Below are 24,579 nucleotides of genomic sequence, written 5' to 3'. Positions count from 1 at the left end.
CCTTGTTCCTTTGCGCCGTATTCGCCATAGGCTGCGCGGGTTCCCCGCCGCCAAACCAAGGGCCCGTCCGATGAAAGTCCGCGTTCACGTCAGCCTCAAGCCTGGGGTGCTCGATCCCCAAGGGCGCGCCGTCCATCATGCGCTCGAAGGCCTGGGCTTCGCCGGGATCGAGGACGTCCGGATCGGCCGCGAGATCGATCTCGAGGTTGCGGACGAGACGACCGACGCGGCGCTCGACGAGATGTGCCGCAAGCTGCTCGCCAACATGGTGATCGAGAACTACCGCATCGAGAAGCTGGAGGCCGCGTGATGGCGTTCCGCGCGGCCGTGATCACCTTCCCCGGCTCCAATTGCGACCGGGACATGGCAGTGGCGCTGGAAAAGGTCTCGGGTTCCGCCGCGCTGCGCGTGTGGCACGGCGACAGCGACCTGCCCTCGGGCCTCGACTTCATCGCCGTTCCGGGTGGATTCTCCTATGGCGACTACTTGCGCTGCGGAGCGATCGCGAGCCGCAGCCCGATCATGCGCGCAGTCGTCGCCGCGGCCAATCGCGGGGTGCCGGTGCTCGGCGTGTGCAACGGGTTCCAGGTCCTCACCGAAGCCGGCCTGCTTCCCGGTGCGTTGATGCGCAACGCGCAGCTCACCTTCACCTGCCGCGCGGCGCCACTGAGGGTCGAAACCAGCCAGTCGCTTTTTACTGCCGGCTACGAGGCAGGGCAGACGATCAGCCTTCCGGTCGCGCACCACGACGGCAACTATTTCGCCGATGCCGAGACGCTCGCCAGGCTTGAAGGCGAAGGACGCGTGGCCTTCCGCTACCTCGACGCCTGCAACGGATCGCAGCACGATATCGCCGGCATTCTCAACGACAGCGGCACGGTGCTGGGCATGATGCCGCACCCGGAGCGCGCGATCGAGCCTGAGCTCGGCGGCACCGACGGGCGCGCATTGTTCGAAAGCGCGGTGAACGCGCTGGTCGCCGCCTGAACGATCAGGCGCGCAGCCGCTCCGGAACCGCGGGCCTGCGCCGGAACAACCGCAGCGCATCCTCGGCGGGCATCGGACGGCCGAAGTAATATCCCTGGATCTTGGTGCAGCCGAGACGGCGGATCATGTCGGCTTCCTCGGCACTCTCGACGCCTTCGGCCGTGGTCGACATCTCCAGGCTTTCGGCCATCGCCACCACCGCGCGGATGATCGCGAGGCTTTCCTTGCTGTCCTGCGCCGCGCCGGTCACGAAGCTGCGATCGACCTTGATGGTCGAGAACTTGATCTTGCGCAGGTAGCCGAGCGAGGAATAGCCGGTTCCGAAATCGTCGAGGGCGACGGTGCAGCCCAAAGCCATGACCTGCTCCAGCGAGCTGCGGGCGACGCTCGCATCGCGCAGGAAAATGCTCTCGGTGACTTCCAGCTCGAGGCGGCGCGCCTCCAGCCCGCTGGCGGTAAGCGCACGCACGACCGTGGTGGCGAAATCGGGCTCGAACAGCTGCTCGGGCGATACGTTGACCGCGATCCGGACGTGCTCGGGCCAGCGGGTCGCCTCGCGGCAGGCCTGCTCGAGCACCCAGGTGCCGATCGGCACGATCAGGCGGGTGTCCTCCGCGATCGGGACGAACTTGCCCGGGCTGATCGGACCGTGGTCCGTGCTGTTCCAGCGCACAAGCGCCTCGAAGCTGACGACCGATTCCGAAGTGGCGTCCACCACCGGCTGGTAGTTGAGCACCAGCTCACGCCTCTCCAGCGCCTGGCGCAGCGCGAACTCTAGCTGGCGGCGCTCCTCGGCGTTGGCATGAAGCAGCGGCTCGTAGCTGCGGTGCTCGTTGCCGCCGTCGTCCTTCGCGCGGTACAGCGCGAGGTCGGCGTTGCGCATCAGTTCTTCGACGGTCTTGCCGTCGCGCGGGCCGATCGCCGAACCGACCGATGCGCCGACATAGAGGGTGTGGTGGTCCACTTCGTAAGGCTGTGACAGGCGCGCGATGACGTTCTTCGCCACCCGCTCGACGCAGCCGCGCTCAGAGGCATCGCGGATGACGATGGCGAATTCATCGCCGCCGAGCCGGCCGCACAGCTCGTTCTCGCCCATCAGCGCCTTGAGGCGGGCGGACACCTGGGCAAGCAGCTTGTCACCGATCAGGTGCCCGAGCGAATCGTTGACCGCCTTGAACCGGTCGAGATCAATCATCAGGAACGCGCAGCGGGTGCGCCATTGTTCCGCATAGCGCAGCGCGTCGCCCAGCGCCTCGGTCAGCATCAGGCGGTTGGGCAGGCCGGTGAGCGTGTCGTAGCGGGCGAGATAGGCAATCTTCTCGCTGGATTCGCGCTGTTCGGTAACGTCGGAACCGACGCCGCGAATGCCGAGATAGGCCCCGTTATCGTCGAGCATCGGGGTACCGGAAAGCTCCCACCAGCGATGCTCGCGGCCGATGGCCACCTTGACCAGCAGGTTCGAGAAGCTCTCGCGCCGCTTCAGCCGCTCGGCCAGGTCGTGCAGCGAGGCGGGGAACTGTCCCGTTTCCCAGGCTTCACCCGCGATCATCTCGAGGAAGGGCTTGCCTTCGACCTCCTCGACCGGGCGTCCAAGCGCATAGGCCAGGCGCGGCGACGCGCCGCGGATCATCCGGTTGGTATCGATCTGCCACAGCCAGTCCGCCTGGTTTTCCTCGAACTCGCGCAGAAGCAGCGAGACCACTTCGCTCTGCTCCGCCACCCCCGCCTCGGCAAGGCACGCGGCGAGGTGAAGGCGCGCCACCGAAGCGACCCCGTAAGTCACCGTCACCAGCAGCATCGCGATCGCCAGGGCCAGCGGGAACTGGCCGAACCAGAGGAAGCTGCCGATGGTGACGGAGCCGGTGATCGCGCCGAAAATGATGGTCGCGAGCGGGGCAGCCCCGAGCGCGAGCGAGGACCCGACGAGCAGCACCGCGATCAGCAGGCCGAGCCCGGCCCTTTCCGCGTCGCCGGCGAAACTTGCGAAGCCCAGCATGGGAATGCACCACGCCACCGCGACGCAGGCCGCCGCGCGGGCTTTCTCGTCCAGCTCGGCGCGCGTCACGCGCGGCCGCTCGCTGGTGCTGACCCCGTGATTGGAGCGGAGCGTGATGACCATCGACCCCAGCAGCGCGGCTACGAAGGTGACGAGCAGCAAGGTCGGCGCCTTGCCCGCGAACAGCGCGATGGTGAGAATGGCACACACTGCGTGGACGACGATTCGCCAGCGTTGGGTGCGGGTCAGCTGCGCGTACTGAAGCCCGCGCAGGCGGCTCCAGTCGCTCCCCTCAGGGTCGCGCAGACCAAGGACGGCCAGAAGTGGCATCTCTGCGGGCGCCGCGGGCACAGGAAGTTTCGGCTCGTTCACTCCGCGGCATTAGCGCGGCAAAGGTTAGAGCCCGGTAAACCACGGCAGTGGAATGGGAAAAACGGGTGCGCCCCGCTAACCCGGGATTAACTATCGAATGGAAATTCCCGGACCATATCGATCGGTCATTCCACGGTCACCGACTTGGCGAGGTTGCGCGGCTGATCGACGTCGGTGCCTTTGACGCAGGCCACGTGGTAGGCCAGCAACTGCACCGGAACGGCATAGACCAGCGGCGCGATCAGAGGATGGACGCGCGGCATGGCGATCGTGGCAAGACATCCCTCGCCCGCCTCGGCCAACCCTTCTTCGTCGGAAATCAGCACGATCTTGCCGCCGCGCGCGCGAACTTCCTGCATGTTCGATACGGTCTTCTCGAACAGCGGCCCGCTGGGCGCGAGAACGATGACCGGCACCGCCTCGTCGATAAGGGCGATCGGCCCGTGCTTCATTTCGCCTGAGGCATAGCCTTCGGCGTGGATGTAGCTGATCTCCTTGAGCTTCAGCGCCCCTTCCAGAGCGAGCGGGAAGTCCGGCCCGCGTCCAAGATAGAGCACGTCCCGCGCCGGGGCGACGAGATGCGCCATCGCGGCGATATCATCGTCATGATCGAGCGCGGCATTGAGCGCGGCCGGCGCTTCGAGCAGATGGCGCACGACCTCGTGCTCTTCGTTCCGGTCCATGCGCCCCTTCTTCACCGCGAGATGCGCGGCGAGGGCAGCGAGCACGGCGAGCTGGCAGGTGAACGCCTTGGTGCTGGCGACGCCGATCTCGGGGCCGGCATGGGTCGGCAGCAGGAGATCCGCCTCGCGCGCCATCGAGCTGGTCGGCACGTTGACGACGACTGCCACCGTCTGTCCGGCCGCCTTGCAGTAACGCAGCGCCGCCAGCGTGTCGGCCGTTTCGCCGCTTTGCGAGATGAACAGGGCGAGGCCGCCCTCCTCCAGCACCGGGTCGCGGTACCGGAACTCGGATGCGAAATCGATGTCCACCGGCACGCGCGCGAACGCCTCGAACCAGTATTTCGCGACCATGCCGGCGTAGTAGGAGGTGCCGCAGGCGACGATAGTCACCCGGCGGATGGCCGACAGGTCGAAATCGATCTGCGGCAGCGCCATCCGGTTTTCCGCCTGGTGGATGTAGCTCTGGAGGGTCTGCGCCACCACTGTGGGTTGCTCGTAGATCTCCTTGAGCATGTAGTGACGGTAATTGCCCTTCTCGACCGCCGCGGCCGACGCGCCCGAGGTCGTGATCTCCCGCACGACCGGGGAATTGGCGGCATCGTAAACCTGCGCGCCTTCGCGGGTGATCACCGCCCAGTCGCCTTCGTCGAGATAGGCGATGCGCTGCGTCAGCGGCGCGAGGGCGAGCGCGTCGGACCCGAAGTAGGTTTCCCCCTCGCCGAAGCCGATCACCAGCGGGGAGCCGAGCCGCGCGCCGATCAGCATGTCGGGCCGGTCGCGGAACGCGATGGCCAGCGCAAAGGCGCCTCGGAGGCGAGGCAGTACCGCCTTGACCGCGTCTTCCGGGGAAGCGCCGTTCTCGACCTCGCGGCTGACGAGGTGGGCCACCACCTCGCTGTCTGTCTCGCTTTCAAGGACCCGGCCGTCGGCGATCAGCTCGTCGCGCAGGGGGCGGAAGTTCTCGATGATCCCGTTATGCACAAGGGCGACCTGCGCCGTCGCGTGGGGATGCGCGTTGTTCGCGGTCGGCGCGCCATGGGTCGCCCAGCGGGTGTGCGCGATGCCGATCGTGCCGGCCGCCGGATGCGCCGCGAGCTCGCTGACAAGGTTCGCGAGCTTGCCCTGGGCCCGCCTGCGGACGAGCTGCCCGCCATCGACGGTGCACAGGCCGGCGCTGTCATAGCCGCGGTATTCCATCCGCCGCAGCCCGTCGACCAGCCGGTCGGCGACCTGGTCCTTGCCAACTATGCCTATGATGCCGCACATTTTTTGAAAAATCCCGTTACCCGACCGAGGCTTGCCGATAAGCTTTCCGCGTTCCGATGAAAAGGCGCATCTCGGCGCGAACCGGCTTGCGCGGGCGGAGCCCCGGTTCACCGGTTCGCTGCGACTTTACCCACTTGTTTACCATTTGCCGATAGTCCCGGCTGGCAACCGGCGAACGGCGGCGGGGTTTCCTGCCCCGCGCATTTCTACAGGAATTGGGGGTCTGAGATGAGCGCTTTCGGACGCAGGAACGGACCCGGAGGGATGACCCCGGGGGCACGTCCGTCGTTCGGCGTGGCGCGCCCGATGAAGGGCGGCGGCGCGGCGGCGAAGCCCGCCTCGCCGGGCGGCGAACAGTTTCCGCCGCTGCCCGGAGAAGGTGACCCGTTCGACAATCCGAACAAGGGCGACGCGATGGCGCGCCTGGCTGACCGCGCCAACCAGGTCCATGATGGAAGCAGCCAGATCGGCGGGTTCGAAGCATCGGTCCACAAGATCAAGGAACAGGTGCTGCCGCGCCTGCTCGAGCGCGTCGATCCCGAGGCTGCCGCGACGCTGACCAAGGACGAGCTGTCGGAAGAATTCCGTCCGATCATCCTCGAGGTGCTGGCCGAGCTCAAGGTCACCCTCAACCGGCGCGAACAGTTCGCGCTGGAAAAGGTGCTGATCGACGAGCTCCTCGGCTTCGGCCCGCTCGAAGAGCTGCTCAACGACCCGGACGTGTCCGACATCATGGTCAACGGGCCCGACCAGACCTACATCGAAAAGAAGGGCAAGCTGCAGCTCGCCCCGATCCGCTTCCGCGACGAACAGCACCTGTTCCAGATCGCCCAGCGCATCGTCAACCAGGTCGGCCGCCGCGTCGACCAGACCACCCCGCTGGCCGACGCCCGCCTCAAGGACGGCAGCCGCGTCAACGTGATCGTCCCGCCGCTGTCCTTGCGCGGCACGGCGATCTCGATCCGCAAGTTTTCCGAAAAGCCGATCACCATCGACATGCTGCGCGACTTCGGCAGCATGAGCGACAAGATGGCGACCGCGCTCAAGATCGCCGGCGCGTGCCGGATGAACATCGTCATCTCGGGCGGCACCGGCTCCGGTAAGACGACCATGCTCAACGCCTTGTCGAAGATGATCGACCCGGGCGAGCGCGTGCTGACCATCGAGGACGCGGCCGAGCTTCGCCTGCAGCAGCCGCACTGGCTGCCGCTCGAAACCCGCCCTCCGAACCTCGAAGGCCAGGGCGCGATCACCATCGGCGACCTCGTCAAGAACGCCCTGCGTATGCGCCCTGACCGCATCATCCTCGGCGAAATCCGCGGCGCGGAGTGCTTCGACCTGCTGGCGGCAATGAACACCGGCCACGACGGTTCGATGTGCACGCTTCACGCCAACAGCCCGCGTGAATGCCTCGGCCGTATGGAAAACATGATCCTGATGGGCGACATCAAGATCCCCAAGGAAGCCATCTCGCGCCAGATCGCGGAATCGGTCGACCTCATCGTCCAGGTCAAGCGCCTTCGCGACGGTTCGCGCCGCACGACCAACGTCACCGAAGTGATCGGCATGGAAGGCGACGTCATCGTCACCCAGGAGCTGTTCAAGTTCGAGTATCTCGACGAGACCGAGGACGGCAAGATCCTCGGCGAGTTCCGCTCTTCGGGCCTGCGCCCCTACACGCTGGAAAAGGCGCGCCAGTTCGGCTTCGACCAGGCTTATCTGGAAGCCTGCCTCTAGAGACAGGCGCCCTCAGGCGCCGGGCGCCAACAAGCCCTTCGCCGCGAGCGCCAGCAGCGTAATCCCGATCACGCTGCAGACCAGGAACAGACCGGTCCACGGCACCCAGCCCACGTGATCGATGCGCGCGCGGCGGACCCTGCGCGCCTCCGCCACCCGCGCGACCGCGGCCAGCGCCAGGAACATCCCGGCCCAGATGGCGGCGAGCTGTGCATCGTTGGCGAAGACGAGGAATTCGGGCGGGTGCATGGCGGCGGGCCATATGGGTAGCGGTTGCGCCGGCGGCCAGTCCCCCTATGGCGCAATCCGTGGCCGAGCCGATCCGATACCACCGCCCGCAGATGGCGCTGCTCATCCGGCTGGGCGCGGCAGCCGTGCTCTCGATCATGCTGGTGTTCGTCAAGCTCGTCACCCAGTCGGGCGTCTCATTGACCGAGACGCTGTTCTGGCGCCAGTTGCCGACCGTCCCGATCCTGCTGGCCTGGTTCGCGGCGCGCGGCCAGCTCTCGACCCTCGGCAGCCTGCGCCTCCCTGCCCACGCGCGCCGGGCGATGACGGGCCTTGCGGGCATGTTCCTCAACTTCGGCGCGGTCACGCTGCTGCCGCTGGCCGAGGCCACCAGCCTCAACTTCACCTCGGCGATCTGGGCGGTGGTTCTGTCCGGCCTCGTCCTGCGCGAACAGATCGGTCCCTGGCGCTGGGGCGCCGTGCTGCTGGGCTTCGCGGGAGTGCTGGTGATCGCCCAACCGGCCGGCGGGCATATACCGCCTCTCGGCGCGGCGGTGGCGCTGGGCGCGGCCTTCATGATCGCGCTGATCTCGATCCAGATCCGCGACCTTGCGCAAACCGAGCATCCGCTGACCATCGTGTTCTGGTTTGCCGCCTTCAGCGTGGTGCCGCTGGCGGCGGCGCTGCCGTTCATCATCACCAGCCACACGCCATACCAGTGGGCGCTGCTCGGCGGCCTCGCGCTGTTCGGCCTGCTCGGGCAATTCCTGCTCACGGCAGCCTTGCGCTTCGGCGCGGTCGCGAGCGTGATCGTGATGGACTATTCCTCGCTCATCTGGGCGACCTTGTTCGGCTGGTGGGTGTTCGGCAGCCTGCCGCCGACCTCCACCTGGCTCGGCGCGCCGCTGATCGTCGGCGCCGGGCTGCTGATCGCCTGGCGCGAGCATCGGCTATCGCTACAAAAAGCGCGCGCGATGGTCGGAGAGTAGGGAACCTGCGCCGGGAACCGCCGTTAAGCGGCTTAACAACTCACGTACGAGAGCCAGAGAGGACAACATGGCCAGGAAAATCATCATCGCCCTCGGCGTCGCCGCCATCACCTTCACCGCGACCGCCTGCAACACCGTCAAGGGTGTCGGCCGCGACATCGAATCGGTCGGCCAGGCCGGCGACGACGCCATCTGAGTGAAATAGAACCCGGGGGCTTTCGGGCCCTTCGTGGTCGCAGGAACGCCCGTCGGCTCAGCCGGCGGGCGTTTTCCCTTTCCGGGTCCAGCCGCCCGGCCCCCGCGCCCGCCGCTCCCGCACGAACAGCCACAGGAACAGCCCTGCCGGACCGGCCAGGAAGGTGAGCAGCAGGACGAGCGCCTGCACGGCGCGGGTAAACCCCTTGGCGTCCGCGTCGCGGGCGATCCACAGGCCGGTGAACAGGTCCAGCGCGAGGTAGTGGGTCCAGCCGACCACGATCGCCCCTTCGGAACGGAAGGCATCCTTCAGCCCCGCCACCGAATAATCGGAAAGGTTCATCGCCGGCAGGCCCGCATCGCGCACCGGGTCCGCCCATCCCGCCAGCAGGGCGGCCGCCATCGCGACGTAGGCGAGGCACAGCAGCCCCACCCCGAGATAGAGCACGAACGACAGCGCGAGCGGCCTTCGGGGCGCTGCGATCAGCACCAGCCACGCGGCCAGTGCGACCGCGTTGGTGAGCGAGAACAGCGCCTGCCACATCGCCGGAGGTATCCTAGCTGCCGCCCTGCTCGCTGAGCGTCGGCACTCCGCCGGGTGCCGGCAGCCCGCTCCACGCCAGCACCGGCTTGCGCGCGGCGAGCGTCTCGTCGAGCCGGCGGCGCGGGGCGAAGTGCGGCGCGGTCTTGAGCGTCTCGTCCCCGTCGCGGGCCCGCTGCGCCAGGCTTCGCAGGGCAAGTACGAGCTGGTCGAGCCCCGCCTTGCTCTCGGTCTCGGTCGGTTCGACCAGCATCGCGCCGTGGACCACCAGAGGGAAGTACATCGTCATCGGGTGGAAGCCCTCGTCGATCATTCCCTTGGCGAGGTCGAGCGTGGTCAGCCCCTCGGCGAAACCCTTATCGCTGAACAGCGCCTCGTGCATGCACGGGCCACTGTCACCGAACGGCGCGTCGAGCACGTCGTCGAGGCTGCGCAGGATGTAATTGGCGTTGAGCACCGCATCGCCCGATGCCTGCCGCAGCCCGTCGGCGCCATGGCTGAGGATGTAGGCCAGTGCGCGGGTGAACATGCCCATCTGCCCGTGGAACGCGGTCATGCGGCCGAAAGTGCGGGGATGGTGCTCGCCCGCGTTCTCCTCCTCGATCAGGTCGAGGGTGCCGTCGGCTCGCCGGGTTACGAAGGGCAGCGGCGCAAAGGGCGCGAGCGCTTCGGACAACACCACCGGCCCCGAACCCGGACCGCCGCCGCCATGCGGGGTGGAGAAGGTCTTGTGCAGGTTGATGTGCATCGCATCGACGCCGAGATCGCCCGGACGAACCCGGCCGACGATCGCGTTGAAGTTCGCCCCGTCGCAATAGACCAGCCCGCCGGCCGCGTGGACCGCGTCGGAGATCGCCTTCATCTGGCGCTCGAACAGGCCGCAGGTGTTGGGGTTGGTGATCATCACGCCCGCCACGTCCGGCCCCAGCCGCGCCTTGAGTGCTTCGAGGTCCACCCGTCCTTCGGGCGTGGCGGGAATATTCTCAACCCGGTAGCCGGCGAAAGCCGCAGTGGCGGGATTGGTGCCGTGCGCGCTTTCGGGGACCAGGATCACCTCGCGCGGATCGCCCCGCGCCTCCAGCGCGGCGCGGATGCACAGGATTCCGCACAGCTCGCCATGCGCCCCCGCCTTGGGCGTCATCGCCACGCTGTGCATCCCGGTGAGCTTGAGCAGCCAGTCGGCCAGCTCGTCGATCACCTCCAGCGCGCCGCGCACGGTATCGACCGGCTGAAGCGGGTGGACGTCGGCGAACCCCGGCATCCGCGCCACCTTCTCGTTGAGCCGCGGGTTGTGCTTCATCGTGCAGCTTCCGAGCGGGAAAAGCCCGAGGTCGATGGCATAGTTCTGCCGGCTGAGGCGCGTGTAGTGACGCACCGCTTCCGGTTCCGACAGGCCCGGCAGGCCGATCGGTTCGGAACGTGCGAGGCCGCCGAGCCGGTTGGCGGCGCCGGTCTGGGGCTCGGGAAGATCGACCCCGGTCGTCTCGTGCGAGCCGATCTCGAAGATCAGACGCTCCTCGAGCATCAATGCCCTGTTTCCGGTCACCGTTCGGTGCGAATCAAGCGCTTCATTCGCACCTTCGTGCATCGTCGGCTTCCAGCCGCTCTGGTTGGGCGCGTTCATCGCAGGACCTCCTCGAGCGCGGCGGCAAGGGTTTCGATATCGTCCTCGCTGGTAGTCTCCGTCACCGCGACGACGAGCCCGCCGGACAATGCCTGCTGGTCGGGATAGAGCCGCCCGAGCGACACCCCTGCGAGCACCTGCCGCTCGGCCAGGTCGCGCACGATCTGGCGCGCGTCGCCCGGCAGTTCGACGGTGAATTCATTGAAGAAAGTGTCATTCACGACCCGCACTCCGGGCACCTTCGCCAGACGGTCGGCGGCAAGGCAGGCGAGCCGGTGGTTCTCCGCAGCCAGCGCCCGCAAGCCCTTTTCGCCGAGCAGGGTCAGATGGGCTGTAAAGGCCAGCGCGCAAAGCCCTGAATTGGTGCAGATATTGCTGGTCGCCTTCTCGCGGCGGATATGCTGCTCCCGGGTTGACAGGGTGAGGACGAAGCCGCGCTTGCCCTCGGCATCCACCGTCTCCCCGCACAGCCTTCCCGGCATCTGCCGCACGTGCCTGGGATCGCGAACGGCGAACAGGCCGAGGTAGGGTCCGCCGAACTGCAGGCCCACACCGAGCGACTGTCCTTCGCCCACCAGGATGTCCGCGCCCATCTCGCCGGGCGACCTGATCCCGCCCAGCGCCACCGGTTCGGTATTCACCGCGATGAGCAAAGCTCCAGCCGCATGGCATGCATCCGCCAGGCCGGTCAGGTCGCCGATGCGTCCGAGAATATCTGGGTATTGCACGACGACGCAGGAAGTCTCGCCGTCAATGGAATCCGCCAGCGCGGCATAGTCCGTGGCTGCATCAAGCTGCGGCGCCTCGCATGCCAGCCGGTCGCCAGTGAACTTCGCCATGGTCCTGGCGGTCGAGACATAGTGCGGATGCAACCCGCTCGACAGCAGCGCCTTGTTGCGGCGGGTCACCCGCCCGGCCATCGCGATCGCTTCCCAGCATGCGGTCGAGCCATCGTACATCGACGCATTGGCCACCGCGCAGCCATAGAGGCGCGCGACCTGGCTCTGGAATTCGAACAGCATCTGCAACGTGCCCTGCGCGATTTCCGGCTGGTAGGGCGTGTAGGCGGTCAGGAACTCGCCGCGCTGGATGATGTGGTCGACGCTCGCTGGAACATGGTGGCGATAAGCCCCCGCCCCGATGAAGAACGCCGCGTCGGCCGCGGCGAGATTCTTCTTTGAAAGCCGCCGCATATGCCGTTCGACCGCCATCTCGCTGGCATGCATCGGCAGGCCCTCGATCGGACCGTCGAGGTGCAAGCCACCCGGAACGTCGGCAAACAGCGCATCGACCGACGGCGCACCGATCACCTCTAGCATCGCCGAGCGATCGGCCTCGGTCAGGGGAAGATATCGCATGAGGAATTGCCCTTCAGAGGGTGTCGCAGAACGCCTTGTAGGCCGCCTCGTCCATCAGGCCGTCGAGTTCGCCCTTGTCGGCGATCGTCAGCTTGAAGAACCATCCGTCGCCTTCGGGCGCGGTGTTGACCAGCGCGGGATCATCAGCCAGCGCGGGGTTGCCCTCGGTGACGGTGCCGGTGACGGGCGAATAGACGTCGCTGGCCGCCTTGACGCTTTCCACCACCGCTGCATCCCCGCCCTTCGTCACGGACGCACCCGCATCGGGGACTTCGACGAACACGATGTCGCCAAGCTGGCCCTGCGCGTAATCGGTGATGCCGACGGTGGCGGTATCGCCATCGACTTCGATCCATTCGTGGTCTTGAGTGAAATAGCGGGTCATTTGGCTGCTCCCTTGCGGTGGTAGCGGTGGGGGACGAACGGGGTGGGTACGACGCGTGCGGGAAGGCGCTTACCGCGCACTTCCAGCTCAAGCGCGGTGCCCTCGCCGGCATGTGCGGCATCGACGTAAGCCATGGCAATCGGATGACCGAGCGTGGGCGAGAAGCCACCGCTGGTCACCGTACCGACTTTGTCATCGCCGGCGTAAACATCGGCGCCTTCGCGCGCGGCCATGCGGCCTTCGAGCGCGAGGCCGACCCAGTGGCGCTTGGTCCCTTCGGCAAGCTCGCGCTGGATGCGTTCGGCGCCGGGGAAGCCGCCTTCGCTCCGGCGACGCTTGTTGATGCCAAAAGTCAGCCCCGCCTCGACCGGTGAGGTGCCGGGAGACAGATCGTGGCCGTAGAGGGGCAGGCCAGCCTCGAGCCGCAGGGAATCCCGTGCGCCGAGCCCGATCGGCTTTACCTCCGGTTGCGCGCAGAGCGCTTCGGCCAGTGCTTCGGCCTGATCGGCAGGAACCGAAATCTCGAAGCCGTCCTCTCCGGTGTAGCCCGACCGGCTGACGCGCAGGGGAACCCCGTTCCACCCGAACTCGACGGCATCCATGAAGGCCATGTCGGCAACCCGCGGCCCGCTGTTCGCCGGTTCGAGTCCAAGCTGCCCCAGCACCTCGGCCGCTTCCGGTCCCTGCAGCGCGAGAAGCGCGTCGTCGGCAAGGTGGTTGAGAGTAATGTCGTCCGGCAGATGCTCGCGCAGGTGCGCGATATCGTCCCACTTGGTCGCGCCGTTGACCACCAGGTAAAAGCGCTCGCCCGCATTCGTCACCATCAGGTCGTCGAGCACGCCGCCGTTTTCATCGAGCAGCAGCGAATACCGCTGGCGCCCCGGCTTGAGCGTCGAAAGGTCGATCGGCAGCAGTGCTTCGAGCGCTTCCGTCGCATCTTCGCCCGAAACTTCGAGCTGACCCATGTGGCTGACGTCGAACAGGCCGGCATGGCTGCGGGTCCACTCGTGCTCTGCCAGAATGCCTTCATACTGGATCGGCATCTCGTAACCGGCAAAGGGGACCATCCGCGCGCCACGCGCACGGTGCCACCCGTCCAGCGGCAGTGTTTCGGGTTCGATGATCTCTTCGCTCTCGCTCACGCGCATACCCCGACAGCGCGGCCGATGACCGGTAGGGTCACCTTCGAACCGCTGCCCCCTCTGTCGGGAAACCTGAGAGTTTGGCCCGCCCCCGTGTGAGGAAAAGCGCGAGCTTACACCGTCGGTGGCGCCGCCATTGGAGGCGGAGCGCTTTCCAGAGTGTCGCACGGCCCGCCACGGTCCATTGGCCTGAGAGTTTCCGGGGCGGTTGCTCCTTCGGCGGACCGGCAACTTGCCGGACGCTCTCCCATGGCGGACGTCGAAAGCCCCTCCCGGCTGGGAATCGCTTCCGGCGACCCGTTTGCCCTGCGCGAGCAAACGCGCGCGGTCAATCCAGATTGGGCCGGAGCCAGCGTTCTGCGGTGGCGAGATCCACTCCGCGACGCACCGCGTATTCCTCCAACTGGTCGCGCCCGATGCGGGCCACGCCGAAGTACTGCGATTCCGGGTGGGCGAAATAGAAGCCGCTTACCGCCCCGGTGGGATACATCGCGAAGTTCTCGGTCAACTCCAGGCCCGTGTGGCGCGGCGCATCGAGCAGGTCGAACAGGATCGGCTTGAGGCTGTGATCGGGACACGCGGGATAGCCCGGCGCAGGGCGGATGCCGCGGTATTCTTCGGAAATCAGGGCATCGTTGGTGAGCTGTTCGCCTGGCGAATAGGCCCACAGATCCGTCCGCACATACTTGTGCAGCGCCTCGGCGAACGCTTCCGCGAAACGGTCGCAGAGCGCCTTCAGGAGGATATCGGAGTAATCGTCGCGTTCGGCCTTGAAACGGGCGGAATGAGGCTCGGCCCCGTGGATCGCGACTGCGAAGCCGCCAATCCAGTCGCCTGCGGGATCGATGAAATCCGCCAGGCACATGTTGGCGCGGTCACGGCTTTTCTTCACCTGCTGGCGAAGAAACGGCAGGCGAACGTGCCGCTCTTCCTCGACCACATGGATCACCACGTCGTCGCCGTGGCGGGCGCAGGGCCAAAGCCCGGCTACACCGCGCGCGGTGAGCCACTTTTCGCCGATGATCCGATCGAGCATCGCGTCGGCGTCGGCCTTGAGGCTGCGCGCGGTCTCGCCCACGACCGGGTCGTCGAGGATTGCCGGGTAGTTCCCGTGCAGCTCCCATGCGCGGAAGAACGGCGTCCAGTCGATGAACTCGCGCAAGTTGGCGAGCGGCCAGTCGTCGAACGCATGGACCCCCGGCTGGGCGGGAGGCGCCGGCTTGTCGCTCATGAACGCATCGTAGAAATTGGCCCTGGCCTCTTCGAGGCTGAGCAACACGCTCTTGGACTTACCCTCGCGCGCCTCCCGCACCTTGGCGTACTCGGCGGCGCTATCCTGTACGAAGGCATCGCGCTGAGTGTCCGACAGCAACCGGCTGGCGACCCCAACCGCGCGACTGGCGTCGAGTACGTGTATGACCGGCCCGTCGTAGGCAGGATCGATGCGAAGCGCCGTGTGGACCTTGCTGGTGGTTGCCCCGCCGATCAGCAACGGCATGGTGAAGCCGGCCCTTTGCATCTCTTCCGCCACGGTCACCATCTCGTCGAGCGAAGGGGTAATCAGGCCCGACAGGCCGATCATGTCCGCCTTCTCGTCAATGGCGGTCTGCAGGATCTGCGACCACGGCACCATGACGCCGAGATCGATCACCTCGTAGCCGTTGCACTGGAGGACGACGCCGACGATGTTCTTGCCGATGTCGTGAACGTCGCCCTTGACGGTGGCCATGACGATCCGTCCCTTGGACTGATCGGCGAGGCCCGAGGCTTCCTTTTCGGCCTCGATGTAAGGGATGAGGTGGGCAACGGCCTTCTTCATGACGCGGGCCGACTTGACCACCTGCGGCAGGAACATCTTCCCCGATCCGAACAAGTCGCCGACGACGTTCATGCCGTCCATCAGGGGACCTTCGATGACTTCGATCGGACGGCCTTCGCTGGTGGCGACCCGCTGCCGCGCTTCCTCGGTATCCTCGACGATATAGGCATCGATGCCCTTGACCAGGGCGTGCTCGATCCGGCGCTCGACCGGCCAGCCGCGCCATTCCTCGGCGGCCTTTTCGTCTTCCTTCGACTTGCCCTTGTAGCTTTCGGCGAGCGCGATGAGGCGCTCGGTGGCGGTTTCGAACTCGCTGCCCTCGGGCGGCGCGCGCATCAGGATCACGTCCTCGCATGCCTCGCGCAGGGTCGGATCGATCTGGTCGTAGATGTCGAGTTGCCCGGCGTTGACGATGGCCATGTCGAGGCCGGCCGGGATCGCGTGATAGAGGAACACCGAGTGCATCGCCCGGCGCACGGTCTCGTTGCCGCGGAAGCTGAAGGACAGGTTCGACAGGCCGCCCGAGCAATGGACATGCGGGCAGCGCGTCTTGATCTCGGCCACCGCCTCGATGAAGTCGAGGCCGTAGCGGTCGTGCTCCTCGATCCCCGTCGCGACCGCGAACACGTTGGGATCGAAGATGATGTCTTCGGGTGGGAAGCCGATGCCGGTGAGCAGGTCGTAGGCGCGGGAGCAGATCTCGACCTTGCGCTCCTTCGTATCGGCCTGGCCCTTCTCGTCGAAGGCCATGACCACCGCGGCGGCGCCATAGTCCATGCACTTGCGCGCCTGTTCGAGGAACGCAGCCTCGCCTTCCTTCATAGAAATCGAATTGACGATCGGCTTACCGGACACGCACTTGAGCCCGGCCTCGATCACCTCCCACTTGGAGCTGTCGATCATCACCGGCACGCGCGCGATGTCGGGCTCGGCGGCAATCAGCTTGAGGAAGGTGGTCATCGCCTCGACCGCGTCGAGCAGGCCTTCGTCCATGTTGACATCGATCACCTGCGCGCCGTTCTCGACCTGGCTGCGGGCGACCTCGACTGCCGCGGTGTAGTCGCCGGCCATGATCAGCTTCTTGAACGCTGCCGATCCGGTGACGTTGGTGCGTTCGCCGACGTTGACGAAGCGGGAGGATGCAATTTCGGTCACTCTGGGTACTTCCGTAAAGGTGTTTTCAGGCCGCCATGGTGAACGGTTCGAGCCCCGCGAGCCGCGTCGCCACCTCCGGCGTGGTCAGCTTGCGCGGGGCCAGCCCCTCCACCGCCCGGGCCATGACCGCTATGTGCTCGGGCGTGGAGCCGCAGCATCCGCCGAGGACGTTTACCTGCCCGTGCTCGGCCCATTCGCGCACGTATCCCGCGGTCTCTGCGGGCTGTTCGTCGTACTCGCCCAGTTCGTTGGGCAGGCCGGCGTTGGGATAGACCATCACCAGGGCATCGGCGATTTCGGACAGCGCTTTCACATGAGGACGAAGTTGGGTGGCGCCGAATGAGCAGTTCAGCCCTATCGTCAGGGGACGCGCATGGCGCACCGCATACCAGAATGCCTCGACCGTGTGTCCGGACAGATTGCGTCCCGACAGGTCGGTCAACGTCATCGAAAGCATCAGCGGCACTTCCCGGCCCAGCGCCTGCGCGACCTGCTTCACCGCCATGATGCCGGCCTTGGCGTTCAGCGTGTCGAAGACGGTCTCGATCAGGATGAAGTCGGCCCCGCCTTCGACCAGCGCTTCGGCCTGTTCGCGGTACACATCGACGAGAGTGTCCCAATCGATTTCGCGATAGCCGGGGTCGTTGACGTCTGGAGAAAGCGACAACGTCTTGTTGGTCGGACCGATCGCGCCCGCCACGAAGCGGGGCCGGCCATCGCGCGCTGCGTACTCGTCAGCCAGACGGCGTGCCAGCCTGGCGCTTTCCAGGTTGATCTCCCGAACCAGGTGTTCGGCGCCGTAGTCGGCCTGGCTTATCCGGTTGGCGGAGAATGTGTTGGTCTCGGCAATGTCCGCGCCTGCCTCGAAATAGGCCCGGTGGATCGCCTCGGGCACCTCGGGCTTTGTCAGCGCCAGGATGTCGTTGTTGCCCTTCTGGTCGCGCGCAAGGCCGAGCGAACCGGCATAGTCCGCTTCCGCCAGGTTCCAGCCCTGGATCTCGGTCCCGAACGCGCCATCGGTGATCAGGATGCGCCTGGCGGCTTCGGCCAGGAAGGCTTCGCGGGCAGAAGTCATGCTGCATCTCCGGTAGGACGGCGGCCGAGCAGGTGGCAGATCGCGTACGACAGCTCGGCCCGGTTGAGTGTGTAGAAATGGAATTTGCGCACGTCGCCGGCATACAGCCGCCGGCACAGCTCCGCCGCGACGGTCGCGGCGACGAGCTGGCGGGCGGCGGGCCGCTCGTCGAGCCCCTCGAACAGCGTCGCGAGCCATCCCGGAATCGCGTTGCCGCACAGGCCGCTCATGCGCTGGACGCTGGCGAAGCTCAGGATGGGCATGATGCCGGGAACTATCTCGGCCTCGATCCCCGCCGCCGCAGCGCGGTCGCGGAAACGGAAAAAACATTCGGGTTCGAAAAAGAACTGCGTGATCGCGCGCGTGGCCCCGGCGTCGATCTTGCGCTTCAGGTTGTCGAGATCGGCCACCTCGTCGGCTGAATCGGGATGTTTTTCAGGATAGGCGCCGACCGAAATTTCGAATGGCGCGATCCTGCGCAACCCGGCGACCAACTCGGCTGCGTTGGCGTAGCCGCCAGGGTGCGGCCGGTAGCCCTGTGCGGGATCGGACGCATCGCCCCGCAGGGCGACGATATGGCGCACGCCGGCGTCCCAGTATGCGCGCGCCACCGCATCGACTTCCTCGCGCGTCGCATCAACGCAGGTCAGGTGGGCAGCGGCGGGTATGCCCGTTTCGTTCACGATGCGCTGGACGGCAGCATGGGTCCGTTCGCGCGTCGATCCGCCCGCGCCGTAAGTCACCGAGACGAAATCGGGCGCTAGTGGCTCGAGCGTACGCACGCTCTCCCACAGCGTCTCGGCCATTTTTTCGGTCTTCGGGGGGAAGAATTCGAAGGATATGCCGATATCCCCGGGAAGCGAGGCGTAGAGGGGCGCGGCGGATGCGATTTCAGCGTTCATCGCGCTGCCGCCTTGCGCGAAGGGCGCGCGCTTTCGGAGCGAGTGTCGATCCGGGGGACTTGCGGATCCAGTCGCCGCGCGGTCCACACCTTGACCGCCAGCTCGCCGCCCTCGATCGTTTCCGTGGTATCCGTCTCGAATCCGAGGCGGGTCAGCATCGACTTCATCTGTTCATCCCCGAAGCCGAGGCGCGCATGGGCGTGGGTCCGGCGCATCTCTTCGCGCTCGTGAGTCGCCAGGTCGACAATCGCGATGCGGCCGCCGGCGCGGCAAATGCGTGCAGCCTCTGCCAGAACGTATTCGGGCTCTGTGGCGTAGTGCAGCACCTGGTGGAACACGACTGTATCGAAAGTTGCAGGCGGAAACGGGAGCGCGGCGAAATCGCCCTGCACCAGTTCGACCCGGCCGGAGGGAAGCCCCTGCAACCGCGCGCGGGCAAGGCGCAACATCTCGGGGCTCTTGTCGAGCGCCGTGACCTTGCGGGCACCCGGCTCAAGCAGTTCGGCAATGCGTCCGGTCCCCGTGCCGATGTCGAGCACGTCGCCGAGCACCTCATTATCGAGGCTGTCGATCAGGGCTTGCTCTACCTTGTCGGCCGGCGCTAGCAGGGCACGCAACCGGTCCCACTCGCCAGCGTGGCGGGCGAAATATTCAGCCGCGCTCCGCTCGCGCGAGTCACGGATGGCGGCGAGGTGGCGCCGGTCTTCCGCGCAGACGCGTGCGAACTCGGCATCTTCGTCTTCCGCGGTGGCAAGCAGCCGGGCGACGGCGCGTGCAGTTTGTTCGCCGCCATGGGTCGATTGGCGCAGGAAAACCCAGCTACCCTCGCGCCGCCGCTCCGCCAGCCCAGCGTCGCACAGAATGGCCACATGACGTGATACGCGAGGCTGGCTTTGCCCGAGTGCGTGGGCGAGCTCTCCCACCGCGAGCTCCATTGTCGCGATGAGGCGCATGATCCTGAGGCGGGTCAGGTCGCCAAGTGCCCGCATGGTCGTCTCGATACCCATACGGCATATAAAGATATCATTATATGTGAAAGTCAAGCACCGACTGGCTGTGATCGATTTCCCTGTGACGCGGGACCGTGGTCCTATGCAGCCCGGTGCCTGTCCCGATGGAATTGTACGCCAAGCTGCAGGCTTTCGGCGATCCGCCGAGCTTTCTCCTGGAAAGCAGCGGCGGCCTGGCTGCCCAGCACTTCCTCCGTTACCTGGCTCCACAAGCCAAGCCAGCGGGCGAAGTTCTCTCGCGTCATGTGATCTCCGTGCCGCAAGTGCGCCACCATCGGCTGTCCCTTGTACCGCCCGCTCGTGAGCATCACGGATGACCAGAAGGCCTTCAGCTTTTCGAGATGGTGCGGCCAGTCGTCGATCGCGCCGTTGAAAATCGGTCCGAGGACCTCGTCGGCACGCACGCGGTCATAGAACCGTGGCACCAGGCGGGCGATGTCTTCTTCATGAATGGCGGCTTCGGTCATTTTTTCAGGCGGCCTCTTGCGTATTGATTGCGGCGCGAATGGCGCCGCTCAGCTCGTCTCCCAGGAGCGGCTTTTCGATCGTCACCGCCCCCGCAGAAGTGGCGCGGGCGCGCAAGGACGCGCCGGGATTGGTGGCAAGGAAGATCGCGGGCGCGGAGTAGCCTCTCGCGCGCAGTGCGACAAGCGTGCCCAGGCCGTCGCCGCAATAGTCCTGGTCGATGAGCAGCGCTGTCGCACCTGCTGGCCCGCTGCCAGTCGGTGCTCCCGCCACCGCGTGATAGCCCTCGATCGTAAGCGAGAACAAAAGCGAGGACCGGAGCGCGCGGTCGCTTACGAACACCAGGATTCTCGGCTGCGGGATCATGAGCCGCACGTCCTGATGATCGTGCCAGTCCCTGGGCCGGTGCGCCAATCGCGAGAACTGAAGAACGGGTGGATCATTCCGGAATTGCTCGACTGGACGGCAGGGTTGACGCAAGGCGCACTTGCCTACGCCTTCCGGAGGAGACGGATAATTTGGATGATGTCCCTACAGTGCGTTCCCTAGGTAACTCACCGGAGATCGGCAGCTTCCACTTTGCCAGCCGGTTCCTCCCCCGCCTTTCGCTGACTGCTGCTCTGACGCTCGCCGTGTTGGCGATCGTCGCCGCGATTGCCGCTCGCCTGCTGCTTGGCGAAGAGCTGGGGAGGCAATCGACGTTCATTTTCTTCATGCCGGCGGTCGTCATTGCCAGTGCGCTGTCGGGTATCCGCGCCGGCTCCCTGGCTGCACTCGCGGGCGCGGGTGCGGGGCTGTGGTGCGACAGCCGGGCGGCACCTATCGCTGGCAGCGACTTCCTCGCCGCAGCCTCATTCGTGGCGATCGGCATCGCGATTGCGCTGGGCGGCGAGTGGTTCCAGCGGGCGCGAATACAGATGGAGAGCGGCGCGCTCACGCTCGCCCGGCGCGAGGCGCACCTCCAGTCAATCCTCGACACGGTCCCCGATGCCATGGTGGTGATCGATGAACGGGGCATCATCCGGGACTTCAGCGTGGCGGCGGAACAGATGTTCGGTTGGCCGGCAGACGAGGTGATCGGCCGCAACGTCGACATGCTGATGCCGGAGCCTTACCGCAGCGCGCACGATGATTATCTCGCGCGATACTATCGCACGGGGGAAAAGCGGATCATCGGCAAAGGGCGGGTCGTGGTCGGCGAGCGCAAGAACGGGTCCACCTTTCCGATCGAGCTGGCCGTGGGCGAGATGGAGGCAGGCGACGGACGCTTTTTCACCGGCTTTATCCGCGACCTGACCGATCGGCAGCAAACCGAGGCGCGGCTGCAGGAACTGCAGAACGAACTGGTTCATGTCTCTCGCCTGACGGCGCTGGGGGAGATGGCCTCTGCCCTGGCTCACGAGCTCAACCAGCCTCTGTCGGCGATCGCCAACTACCTCAAGGGCAGCCGCACGCTGCTGACCCGCGACGACGTGCCGCACCGGAAGGTTGCCGATGCCCTGGACCGGGCCGGGAACGAGGCCCTGCGCGCGGGTCAGATCATCCGCCGCCTGCGCGATTTCGTCTCCCGCGGAGAAGCCGAGCGAACGGTGGAAAGCCTGCCCAAGCTGGTAGAGGAAGCGACCGCCCTCGCCCTGGTCGGCGCCAAGGAGCACGGCATTCGCGTCTGGTACGATTTCGCCCCCGGGGTCGACAAGGTTCTGGCGGACAAGGTGCAGGTCCAGCAGGTGGTGCTCAACCTCGTGCGGAACGCGGTCGATGCAATGGTCGAAGCGGCGTCCCCCCGGCGCGAGCTGACCATCGGGATCGAGCCGTCCCCCGAAATGATGGCTCGTGTCACGATCGCCGATACCGGCCCCGGAATTGCGCCGCGGGTGGCTGAGCGTTTGTTCCAGCCTTTCGTTACGACGAAGCGCACCGGCATGGGCGTGGGGCTGTCGATCTCGCGCACGATCATCGAGGCGCATGGCGGCCGCATCTGGGCAGCCCCACGGCCCGCGGGTGGGGCGGAGTTCGGATTCACCCTGCAAAGCATCGCAAACGAGGAAGTATACGATGGCGAATAGCGCTACCGACAACGCGATCGTCTATGTGATCGACGACGATGAGAGCGCGCGCCATTCGCTCGAATTCCTGCTGGACGTCGCCGGGATCCGGGTGCGGGCTTTCAGTTCGGCAGATGCGTTCCTGGCTGCTTCGCCTCCGCTGGCCGGCGCTTGCGTGGTGACGGACGTCCGCATGCCGGGCACCAGCGGCCTGCAGCTTGCCCAGGCGTTGCGGCAGCGCGGGGCGACAGTGCCCGTGATCGTCATCACCGGACACGCCGACGTGCCGCTCGCGGTTCAGGCCATGAAGACCGGCGTTGCCGACTTCATCGAAAAGCCGTTCGACGACGAGGTGATGCTCGGCGCAATCCGCGATGCGATGGCGCGCAGGGCGGACGACGAACACGCGGCGGCCGAACGCCAGGAAGTGCTCGATCGCATCGCGGCGCTTACCCCGCGCGAGCGCGAGGTAATGGAAGGTCTCGTGGCAGGGCAGGCCAACAAGGCCATCGCCTACGACCTGCAAATCAGCGCGCGGACGGTGGAAGTTTACCGCGCCAACGTCATGGTCAAGATGCAGGCCCGGACGCTGTCCGATCTCGTCCGCATGATAACCCTCGCCCGCCTCGGCTGAACGCCGCGCTCCTGCCTTTTGGCAGCAAGCGCGGCGCGCGCGATCACCTCACGATGGCGGTGATGATGGCGATCGCGATCCCGAAGAAGCCCAGAAGAAGCGGAATGGCCAGGATCTGGCCGGCGACCGAACCCATGCTCATGGGCCCGGTCCAGGTTTTCAAATCGCCACCGCCGCGAGTGAATGCGCCGACCCGGCGCCCGTCCAGGTTGGCCAGGATGCGCGCGGTGCCGAAGAACATTGCCGTGTAGAAGATGCTGATGACGATGGCGAAGGCGGCCTTTCCCTCTCCGGCGGTCGCCGAGATCAAGCCCGCGAAGAAAACGGCGTATCCGCCCAGCATCGTGCCCCACATCCACGCCGGCAGCTCGAAATCCGAGTGCTCGGGCAAGACCGGCGCTGCCGCATCGACGATCTGAGCCAGTTCGCCGGGGGAAACGATCCGCGCGTCGGCCGCGATGTTCCGTTCGTAGCGCATGGGTGCCTCCTGTGACTTGCGCACGGCCGGACGGCAGCCCGGCCCGATGCTTCCGCTCTACGGCCGTCACGGGAGAGCGGACATTCGGATGAAGTCCTTAACGGGGAGCCCCTAGGGGACTTTCCGGAGGTCTATGGCGCGTTAACCAGGGCGCGGCTGGCCAGGCCGATGACGGGGTGCAGCAGCGCGTTCTTCCCGATCGATACGCGCCAGTTACGACGGATCTACGCTGCATCGCGGTTCCCGTAGAGCCGAAATCCGATAATCGTTAGAGCGGTAAGGACGATGCAGGATCCGAGCACGTAGAGCGCGCTCCCGTGCCAGCCGTAGGCATCGAACACGGCTGTTCCCGCGACGCTTCCGATACTGCCACCCAGAAACATCATGACGATGTATATCGTGGTCAGACGCGTACGCAGGTCCGGCTGAAGCGCCAGGAAGGTCATCCGGCTGGTCACATCTATGGCGGGTCCGACGATGTTGCCGATCAGGATCGGGATCATCAACAGCCATAGACTGTCCCCGAACGGCAGCAGCAAAGCGATGCCGGCCGTCTGCGCCAGTGCGAACCCGACGCGGGCCTTTCTCGGCCCGATGCGGTCGGCCAGCCTTCCCCAGTACGGAGTCGTGAAGACACTGATGGCAGCAAACCCCGCGAGGTAGCCCACGATGTCGGTGCCGTAGCCCATTGCGGGACTCGTCAGATGAAGGGCCAGCCCGAGCCACAACGCGATGAACTGGCCGAACCCGATTGCCTGGATCGCGCCGGACAGAATTATTTCGCGGTGCGTGCGGAGCAAGGTCACCAGCGACGCCATCAGTTCGGGATAGCCGAGTTCGGTGGTCTTCCTCGCAACGGTTTCCTTGCGCATGATGCGCGGCAGGATGAGCGTGATCGCGATCATCGCCGTTGTCGCGATCCAGTAAACGGTCCGCCAGCCGAAGTATTCGGCAACGACCCCCGCGCCGACCCGAGCCACCAGGATGCCGAAGATCACCCCTGCGGTGATGATCGCGGTCACGTGCCCCAGACGTTCGGGCGCGACGCGTTTCGAGGCGTAGGCCGGCAGCAGGTATGGCGCGATCGTGAAAAACCCCAGCAAGGTCGATCCGGCGGTGAAAAGCGCGAAGCCCTTCGCCAGGGTCATGACGACCAGTCCCGCGCACTGTCCGGCAGTGAACGCTATCGTGAGCGATCGGTTCGAATATCGGTCCCCGAGCGGCAGGAGAACCAGGATGCCCAAGGCGACCGCGAGCTGGTTGAGGGCTGGCACCAGCCCAATTTGTGCCGTGCCAACTCCGAAATGGTGGGCGACGTCCCCGATGATGGGGTGAATGTAATAGGCATTTGCGGTAACTACCGCGGCCGTCACCGCGAGCAGGTACTCCTGGGTGGACGAAAGGCGCGCCGGGGTGGTCATCGGATCGCGCCTTCGTTGGCACGGCCCAGCCGGTCAAGCGCGCGTCAACTCCGCCAGGTTGAAAACTGCACC

Annotated in this window: 23 protein-coding genes and 1 riboswitch; of the genes, 7 read left to right on the top strand and 16 right to left on the bottom strand. The window is 66.1% G+C overall.

Annotation, left to right across the window (positions count from 1 at the left end):
* Positions 1-70: 70 nt before the first annotated feature.
* Together purS and purQ are read left to right on the top strand one after the other, a co-directional pair.
* Positions 71-310 (top strand): phosphoribosylformylglycinamidine synthase subunit PurS, encoded by a 240-nt coding sequence (gene purS, locus IEW58_RS02255; protein ID WP_188643634.1) that lies wholly within the window; start codon positions 71-73, stop codon positions 308-310.
* Positions 310-987 (top strand): phosphoribosylformylglycinamidine synthase subunit PurQ, encoded by a 678-nt coding sequence (gene purQ, locus IEW58_RS02250; RefSeq protein WP_188643633.1) that lies wholly within the window; start codon positions 310-312, stop codon positions 985-987. The genes purS and purQ overlap by 1 nt, the downstream gene beginning before the upstream one ends.
* 4 nt (positions 988-991) lie before the next feature.
* Here the strand turns inward: purQ and IEW58_RS02245 are convergent, their stop codons facing one another.
* Together IEW58_RS02245 and glmS are read right to left on the bottom strand one after the other, a co-directional pair.
* The gene (locus IEW58_RS02245; RefSeq protein ID WP_188643632.1) at positions 992-3,313 is read right to left on the bottom strand and encodes a putative bifunctional diguanylate cyclase/phosphodiesterase; all 2,322 of its coding nucleotides are present in this window, start codon (positions 3,311-3,313) and stop codon (positions 992-994) included.
* Positions 3,314-3,480: 167 nt separating this feature from the next.
* Positions 3,481-5,304 (bottom strand): glutamine--fructose-6-phosphate transaminase (isomerizing), encoded by a 1,824-nt coding sequence (glmS, locus tag IEW58_RS02240; RefSeq protein ID WP_188643631.1) that lies wholly within the window; start codon positions 5,302-5,304, stop codon positions 3,481-3,483.
* A gap of 228 nt (positions 5,305-5,532) precedes the next feature.
* On the opposite strand from glmS, the gene IEW58_RS02235 reads away from it, so the two are divergent.
* Positions 5,533-7,041 (top strand): TadA family conjugal transfer-associated ATPase, encoded by a 1,509-nt coding sequence (locus IEW58_RS02235; protein WP_188643630.1) that lies wholly within the window; start codon positions 5,533-5,535, stop codon positions 7,039-7,041.
* A 12-nt stretch (positions 7,042-7,053) separates the two neighbouring features.
* On the opposite strand, the gene IEW58_RS02230 is transcribed toward IEW58_RS02235, so the two are convergent.
* The gene (locus IEW58_RS02230; protein ID WP_188643629.1) at positions 7,054-7,290 is read right to left on the bottom strand and encodes a hypothetical protein; all 237 of its coding nucleotides are present in this window, start codon (positions 7,288-7,290) and stop codon (positions 7,054-7,056) included.
* 59 nt (positions 7,291-7,349) lie between these two features.
* Between IEW58_RS02230 and IEW58_RS02225 the strand changes: the two genes are divergently transcribed.
* Positions 7,350-8,258, top strand: coding sequence for a DMT family transporter (locus IEW58_RS02225; protein ID WP_229658397.1), 909 nt, complete (start codon positions 7,350-7,352; stop codon positions 8,256-8,258).
* A gap of 67 nt (positions 8,259-8,325) precedes the next feature.
* A complete protein-coding gene (locus IEW58_RS02220) occupies positions 8,326-8,454 on the top strand; it encodes an entericidin A/B family lipoprotein (protein ID WP_188643627.1) in 129 nt (42 codons plus the stop codon).
* Positions 8,455-8,511: 57 nt separating this feature from the next.
* Here the strand turns inward: IEW58_RS02220 and IEW58_RS02215 are convergent, their stop codons facing one another.
* From IEW58_RS02215 to IEW58_RS02165, 11 genes are all read right to left on the bottom strand, one after another.
* Complete coding sequence (locus tag IEW58_RS02215; RefSeq protein WP_188643626.1) at positions 8,512-8,997, bottom strand: ABA4-like family protein; 486 nt, start codon at positions 8,995-8,997, stop codon at positions 8,512-8,514.
* 13 nt (positions 8,998-9,010) lie between these two features.
* Complete coding sequence (gcvPB, locus tag IEW58_RS02210) at positions 9,011-10,582, bottom strand: aminomethyl-transferring glycine dehydrogenase subunit GcvPB (RefSeq protein WP_229658611.1); 1,572 nt, start codon at positions 10,580-10,582, stop codon at positions 9,011-9,013.
* A 32-nt stretch (positions 10,583-10,614) separates the two neighbouring features.
* Complete coding sequence (gcvPA, locus tag IEW58_RS02205) at positions 10,615-11,976, bottom strand: aminomethyl-transferring glycine dehydrogenase subunit GcvPA (protein ID WP_188643624.1); 1,362 nt, start codon at positions 11,974-11,976, stop codon at positions 10,615-10,617.
* A 13-nt stretch (positions 11,977-11,989) separates the two neighbouring features.
* Positions 11,990-12,361 carry a glycine cleavage system protein GcvH gene (gcvH, locus tag IEW58_RS02200; RefSeq protein WP_188643623.1) on the bottom strand — a complete coding sequence of 124 codons (372 nt, stop codon included), beginning with the start codon at positions 12,359-12,361 and terminating at the stop codon, positions 11,990-11,992.
* On the bottom strand, positions 12,358-13,503 hold the full coding sequence (gene gcvT, locus IEW58_RS02195; RefSeq protein WP_373284698.1) for a glycine cleavage system aminomethyltransferase GcvT: 1,146 nt from the start codon (positions 13,501-13,503) through the stop codon (positions 12,358-12,360). The genes gcvH and gcvT overlap by 4 nt, the downstream gene beginning before the upstream one ends.
* Positions 13,504-13,670: 167 nt before the next feature.
* Positions 13,671-13,763: riboswitch (glycine riboswitch) on the bottom strand.
* Between the two features lie 68 nt (positions 13,764-13,831).
* Positions 13,832-16,477, bottom strand: coding sequence for a methionine synthase (gene metH / locus IEW58_RS02190; protein ID WP_188643621.1), 2,646 nt, complete (start codon positions 16,475-16,477; stop codon positions 13,832-13,834).
* A 25-nt stretch (positions 16,478-16,502) separates the two neighbouring features.
* Complete coding sequence (locus IEW58_RS02185; protein WP_188643620.1) at positions 16,503-17,552, bottom strand: homocysteine S-methyltransferase family protein; 1,050 nt, start codon at positions 17,550-17,552, stop codon at positions 16,503-16,505.
* Positions 17,549-18,454 carry a methylenetetrahydrofolate reductase [NAD(P)H] gene (gene metF, locus IEW58_RS02180; RefSeq protein WP_188643619.1) on the bottom strand — a complete coding sequence of 302 codons (906 nt, stop codon included), beginning with the start codon at positions 18,452-18,454 and terminating at the stop codon, positions 17,549-17,551. Before metF ends, IEW58_RS02185 begins: the two co-directional genes overlap by 4 nt.
* A complete protein-coding gene (locus IEW58_RS02175) occupies positions 18,451-19,461 on the bottom strand; it encodes an ArsR/SmtB family transcription factor (RefSeq protein WP_188643618.1) in 1,011 nt (336 codons plus the stop codon). Before IEW58_RS02175 ends, metF begins: the two co-directional genes overlap by 4 nt.
* Before the next feature lie 83 nt (positions 19,462-19,544).
* Positions 19,545-19,931, bottom strand: a complete 387-nt coding sequence (locus tag IEW58_RS02170) for a group III truncated hemoglobin (protein ID WP_188643617.1) — start codon at positions 19,929-19,931, stop codon at positions 19,545-19,547.
* A 4-nt stretch (positions 19,932-19,935) separates the two neighbouring features.
* On the bottom strand, positions 19,936-20,295 hold the full coding sequence (locus IEW58_RS02165) for a response regulator transcription factor (RefSeq protein WP_188643616.1): 360 nt from the start codon (positions 20,293-20,295) through the stop codon (positions 19,936-19,938).
* Positions 20,296-20,465: 170 nt separating this feature from the next.
* On the opposite strand from IEW58_RS02165, the gene IEW58_RS02160 reads away from it, so the two are divergent.
* Both IEW58_RS02160 and fixJ read left to right on the top strand, forming a co-directional pair.
* Positions 20,466-21,995 carry a sensor histidine kinase gene (locus IEW58_RS02160; protein ID WP_229658396.1) on the top strand — a complete coding sequence of 510 codons (1,530 nt, stop codon included), beginning with the start codon at positions 20,466-20,468 and terminating at the stop codon, positions 21,993-21,995.
* Complete coding sequence (gene fixJ / locus IEW58_RS02155; RefSeq protein WP_188643615.1) at positions 21,985-22,608, top strand: response regulator FixJ; 624 nt, start codon at positions 21,985-21,987, stop codon at positions 22,606-22,608. The genes IEW58_RS02160 and fixJ overlap by 11 nt, the downstream gene beginning before the upstream one ends.
* Before the next feature lie 43 nt (positions 22,609-22,651).
* On the opposite strand, the gene IEW58_RS02150 is transcribed toward fixJ, so the two are convergent.
* Complete coding sequence (locus tag IEW58_RS02150; protein ID WP_188643614.1) at positions 22,652-23,086, bottom strand: hypothetical protein; 435 nt, start codon at positions 23,084-23,086, stop codon at positions 22,652-22,654.
* A 224-nt stretch (positions 23,087-23,310) separates the two neighbouring features.
* Positions 23,311-24,507 (bottom strand): MFS transporter, encoded by a 1,197-nt coding sequence (locus IEW58_RS02145; RefSeq protein WP_188643613.1) that lies wholly within the window; start codon positions 24,505-24,507, stop codon positions 23,311-23,313.
* Between the last annotated feature and the right edge of the window lie 72 nt (positions 24,508-24,579).

This window comes from Tsuneonella deserti (genome assembly GCF_014644315.1).
GTDB classification, from domain to species: Bacteria; Pseudomonadota; Alphaproteobacteria; order Sphingomonadales; family Sphingomonadaceae; genus Tsuneonella; species Tsuneonella deserti.
This window is presented reverse-complemented; position numbering and strand designations above follow the sequence as displayed.

Coding starts and splice junctions, on each gene's coding strand:
- glmS (WP_188643631.1), bottom strand. CDS start 5,304: ATGTGCGGCATCATAGGCATAGTTGGCAAGGACCAGGTCGCCGACCGG.
- fixJ (WP_188643615.1), top strand. CDS start 21,985: ATGGCGAATAGCGCTACCGACAACGCGATCGTCTATGTGATCGACGAC.
- purQ (WP_188643633.1), top strand. CDS start 310: ATGGCGTTCCGCGCGGCCGTGATCACCTTCCCCGGCTCCAATTGCGAC.
- gcvPA (WP_188643624.1), bottom strand. CDS start 11,976: ATGCGATATCTTCCCCTGACCGAGGCCGATCGCTCGGCGATGCTAGAG.
- gcvPB (WP_229658611.1), bottom strand. CDS start 10,582: ATGCACGAAGGTGCGAATGAAGCGCTTGATTCGCACCGAACGGTGACC.
- IEW58_RS02150 (WP_188643614.1), bottom strand. CDS start 23,086: ATGCGCTACGAACGGAACATCGCGGCCGACGCGCGGATCGTTTCCCCC.
- metF (WP_188643619.1), bottom strand. CDS start 18,454: ATGAACGCTGAAATCGCATCCGCCGCGCCCCTCTACGCCTCGCTTCCC.
- IEW58_RS02245 (WP_188643632.1), bottom strand. CDS start 3,313: ATGCCACTTCTGGCCGTCCTTGGTCTGCGCGACCCTGAGGGGAGCGAC.
- IEW58_RS02175 (WP_188643618.1), bottom strand. CDS start 19,461: ATGGGTATCGAGACGACCATGCGGGCACTTGGCGACCTGACCCGCCTC.
- gcvH (WP_188643623.1), bottom strand. CDS start 12,361: ATGACCCGCTATTTCACTCAAGACCACGAATGGATCGAAGTCGATGGC.
- IEW58_RS02185 (WP_188643620.1), bottom strand. CDS start 17,552: ATGACTTCTGCCCGCGAAGCCTTCCTGGCCGAAGCCGCCAGGCGCATC.
- IEW58_RS02230 (WP_188643629.1), bottom strand. CDS start 7,290: ATGCACCCGCCCGAATTCCTCGTCTTCGCCAACGATGCACAGCTCGCC.
- IEW58_RS02165 (WP_188643616.1), bottom strand. CDS start 20,295: ATGATCCCGCAGCCGAGAATCCTGGTGTTCGTAAGCGACCGCGCGCTC.
- purS (WP_188643634.1), top strand. CDS start 71: ATGAAAGTCCGCGTTCACGTCAGCCTCAAGCCTGGGGTGCTCGATCCC.
- IEW58_RS02170 (WP_188643617.1), bottom strand. CDS start 19,931: ATGACCGAAGCCGCCATTCATGAAGAAGACATCGCCCGCCTGGTGCCA.
- IEW58_RS02235 (WP_188643630.1), top strand. CDS start 5,533: ATGAGCGCTTTCGGACGCAGGAACGGACCCGGAGGGATGACCCCGGGG.
- IEW58_RS02215 (WP_188643626.1), bottom strand. CDS start 8,997: ATGTGGCAGGCGCTGTTCTCGCTCACCAACGCGGTCGCACTGGCCGCG.
- IEW58_RS02145 (WP_188643613.1), bottom strand. CDS start 24,507: ATGACCACCCCGGCGCGCCTTTCGTCCACCCAGGAGTACCTGCTCGCG.
- IEW58_RS02220 (WP_188643627.1), top strand. CDS start 8,326: ATGGCCAGGAAAATCATCATCGCCCTCGGCGTCGCCGCCATCACCTTC.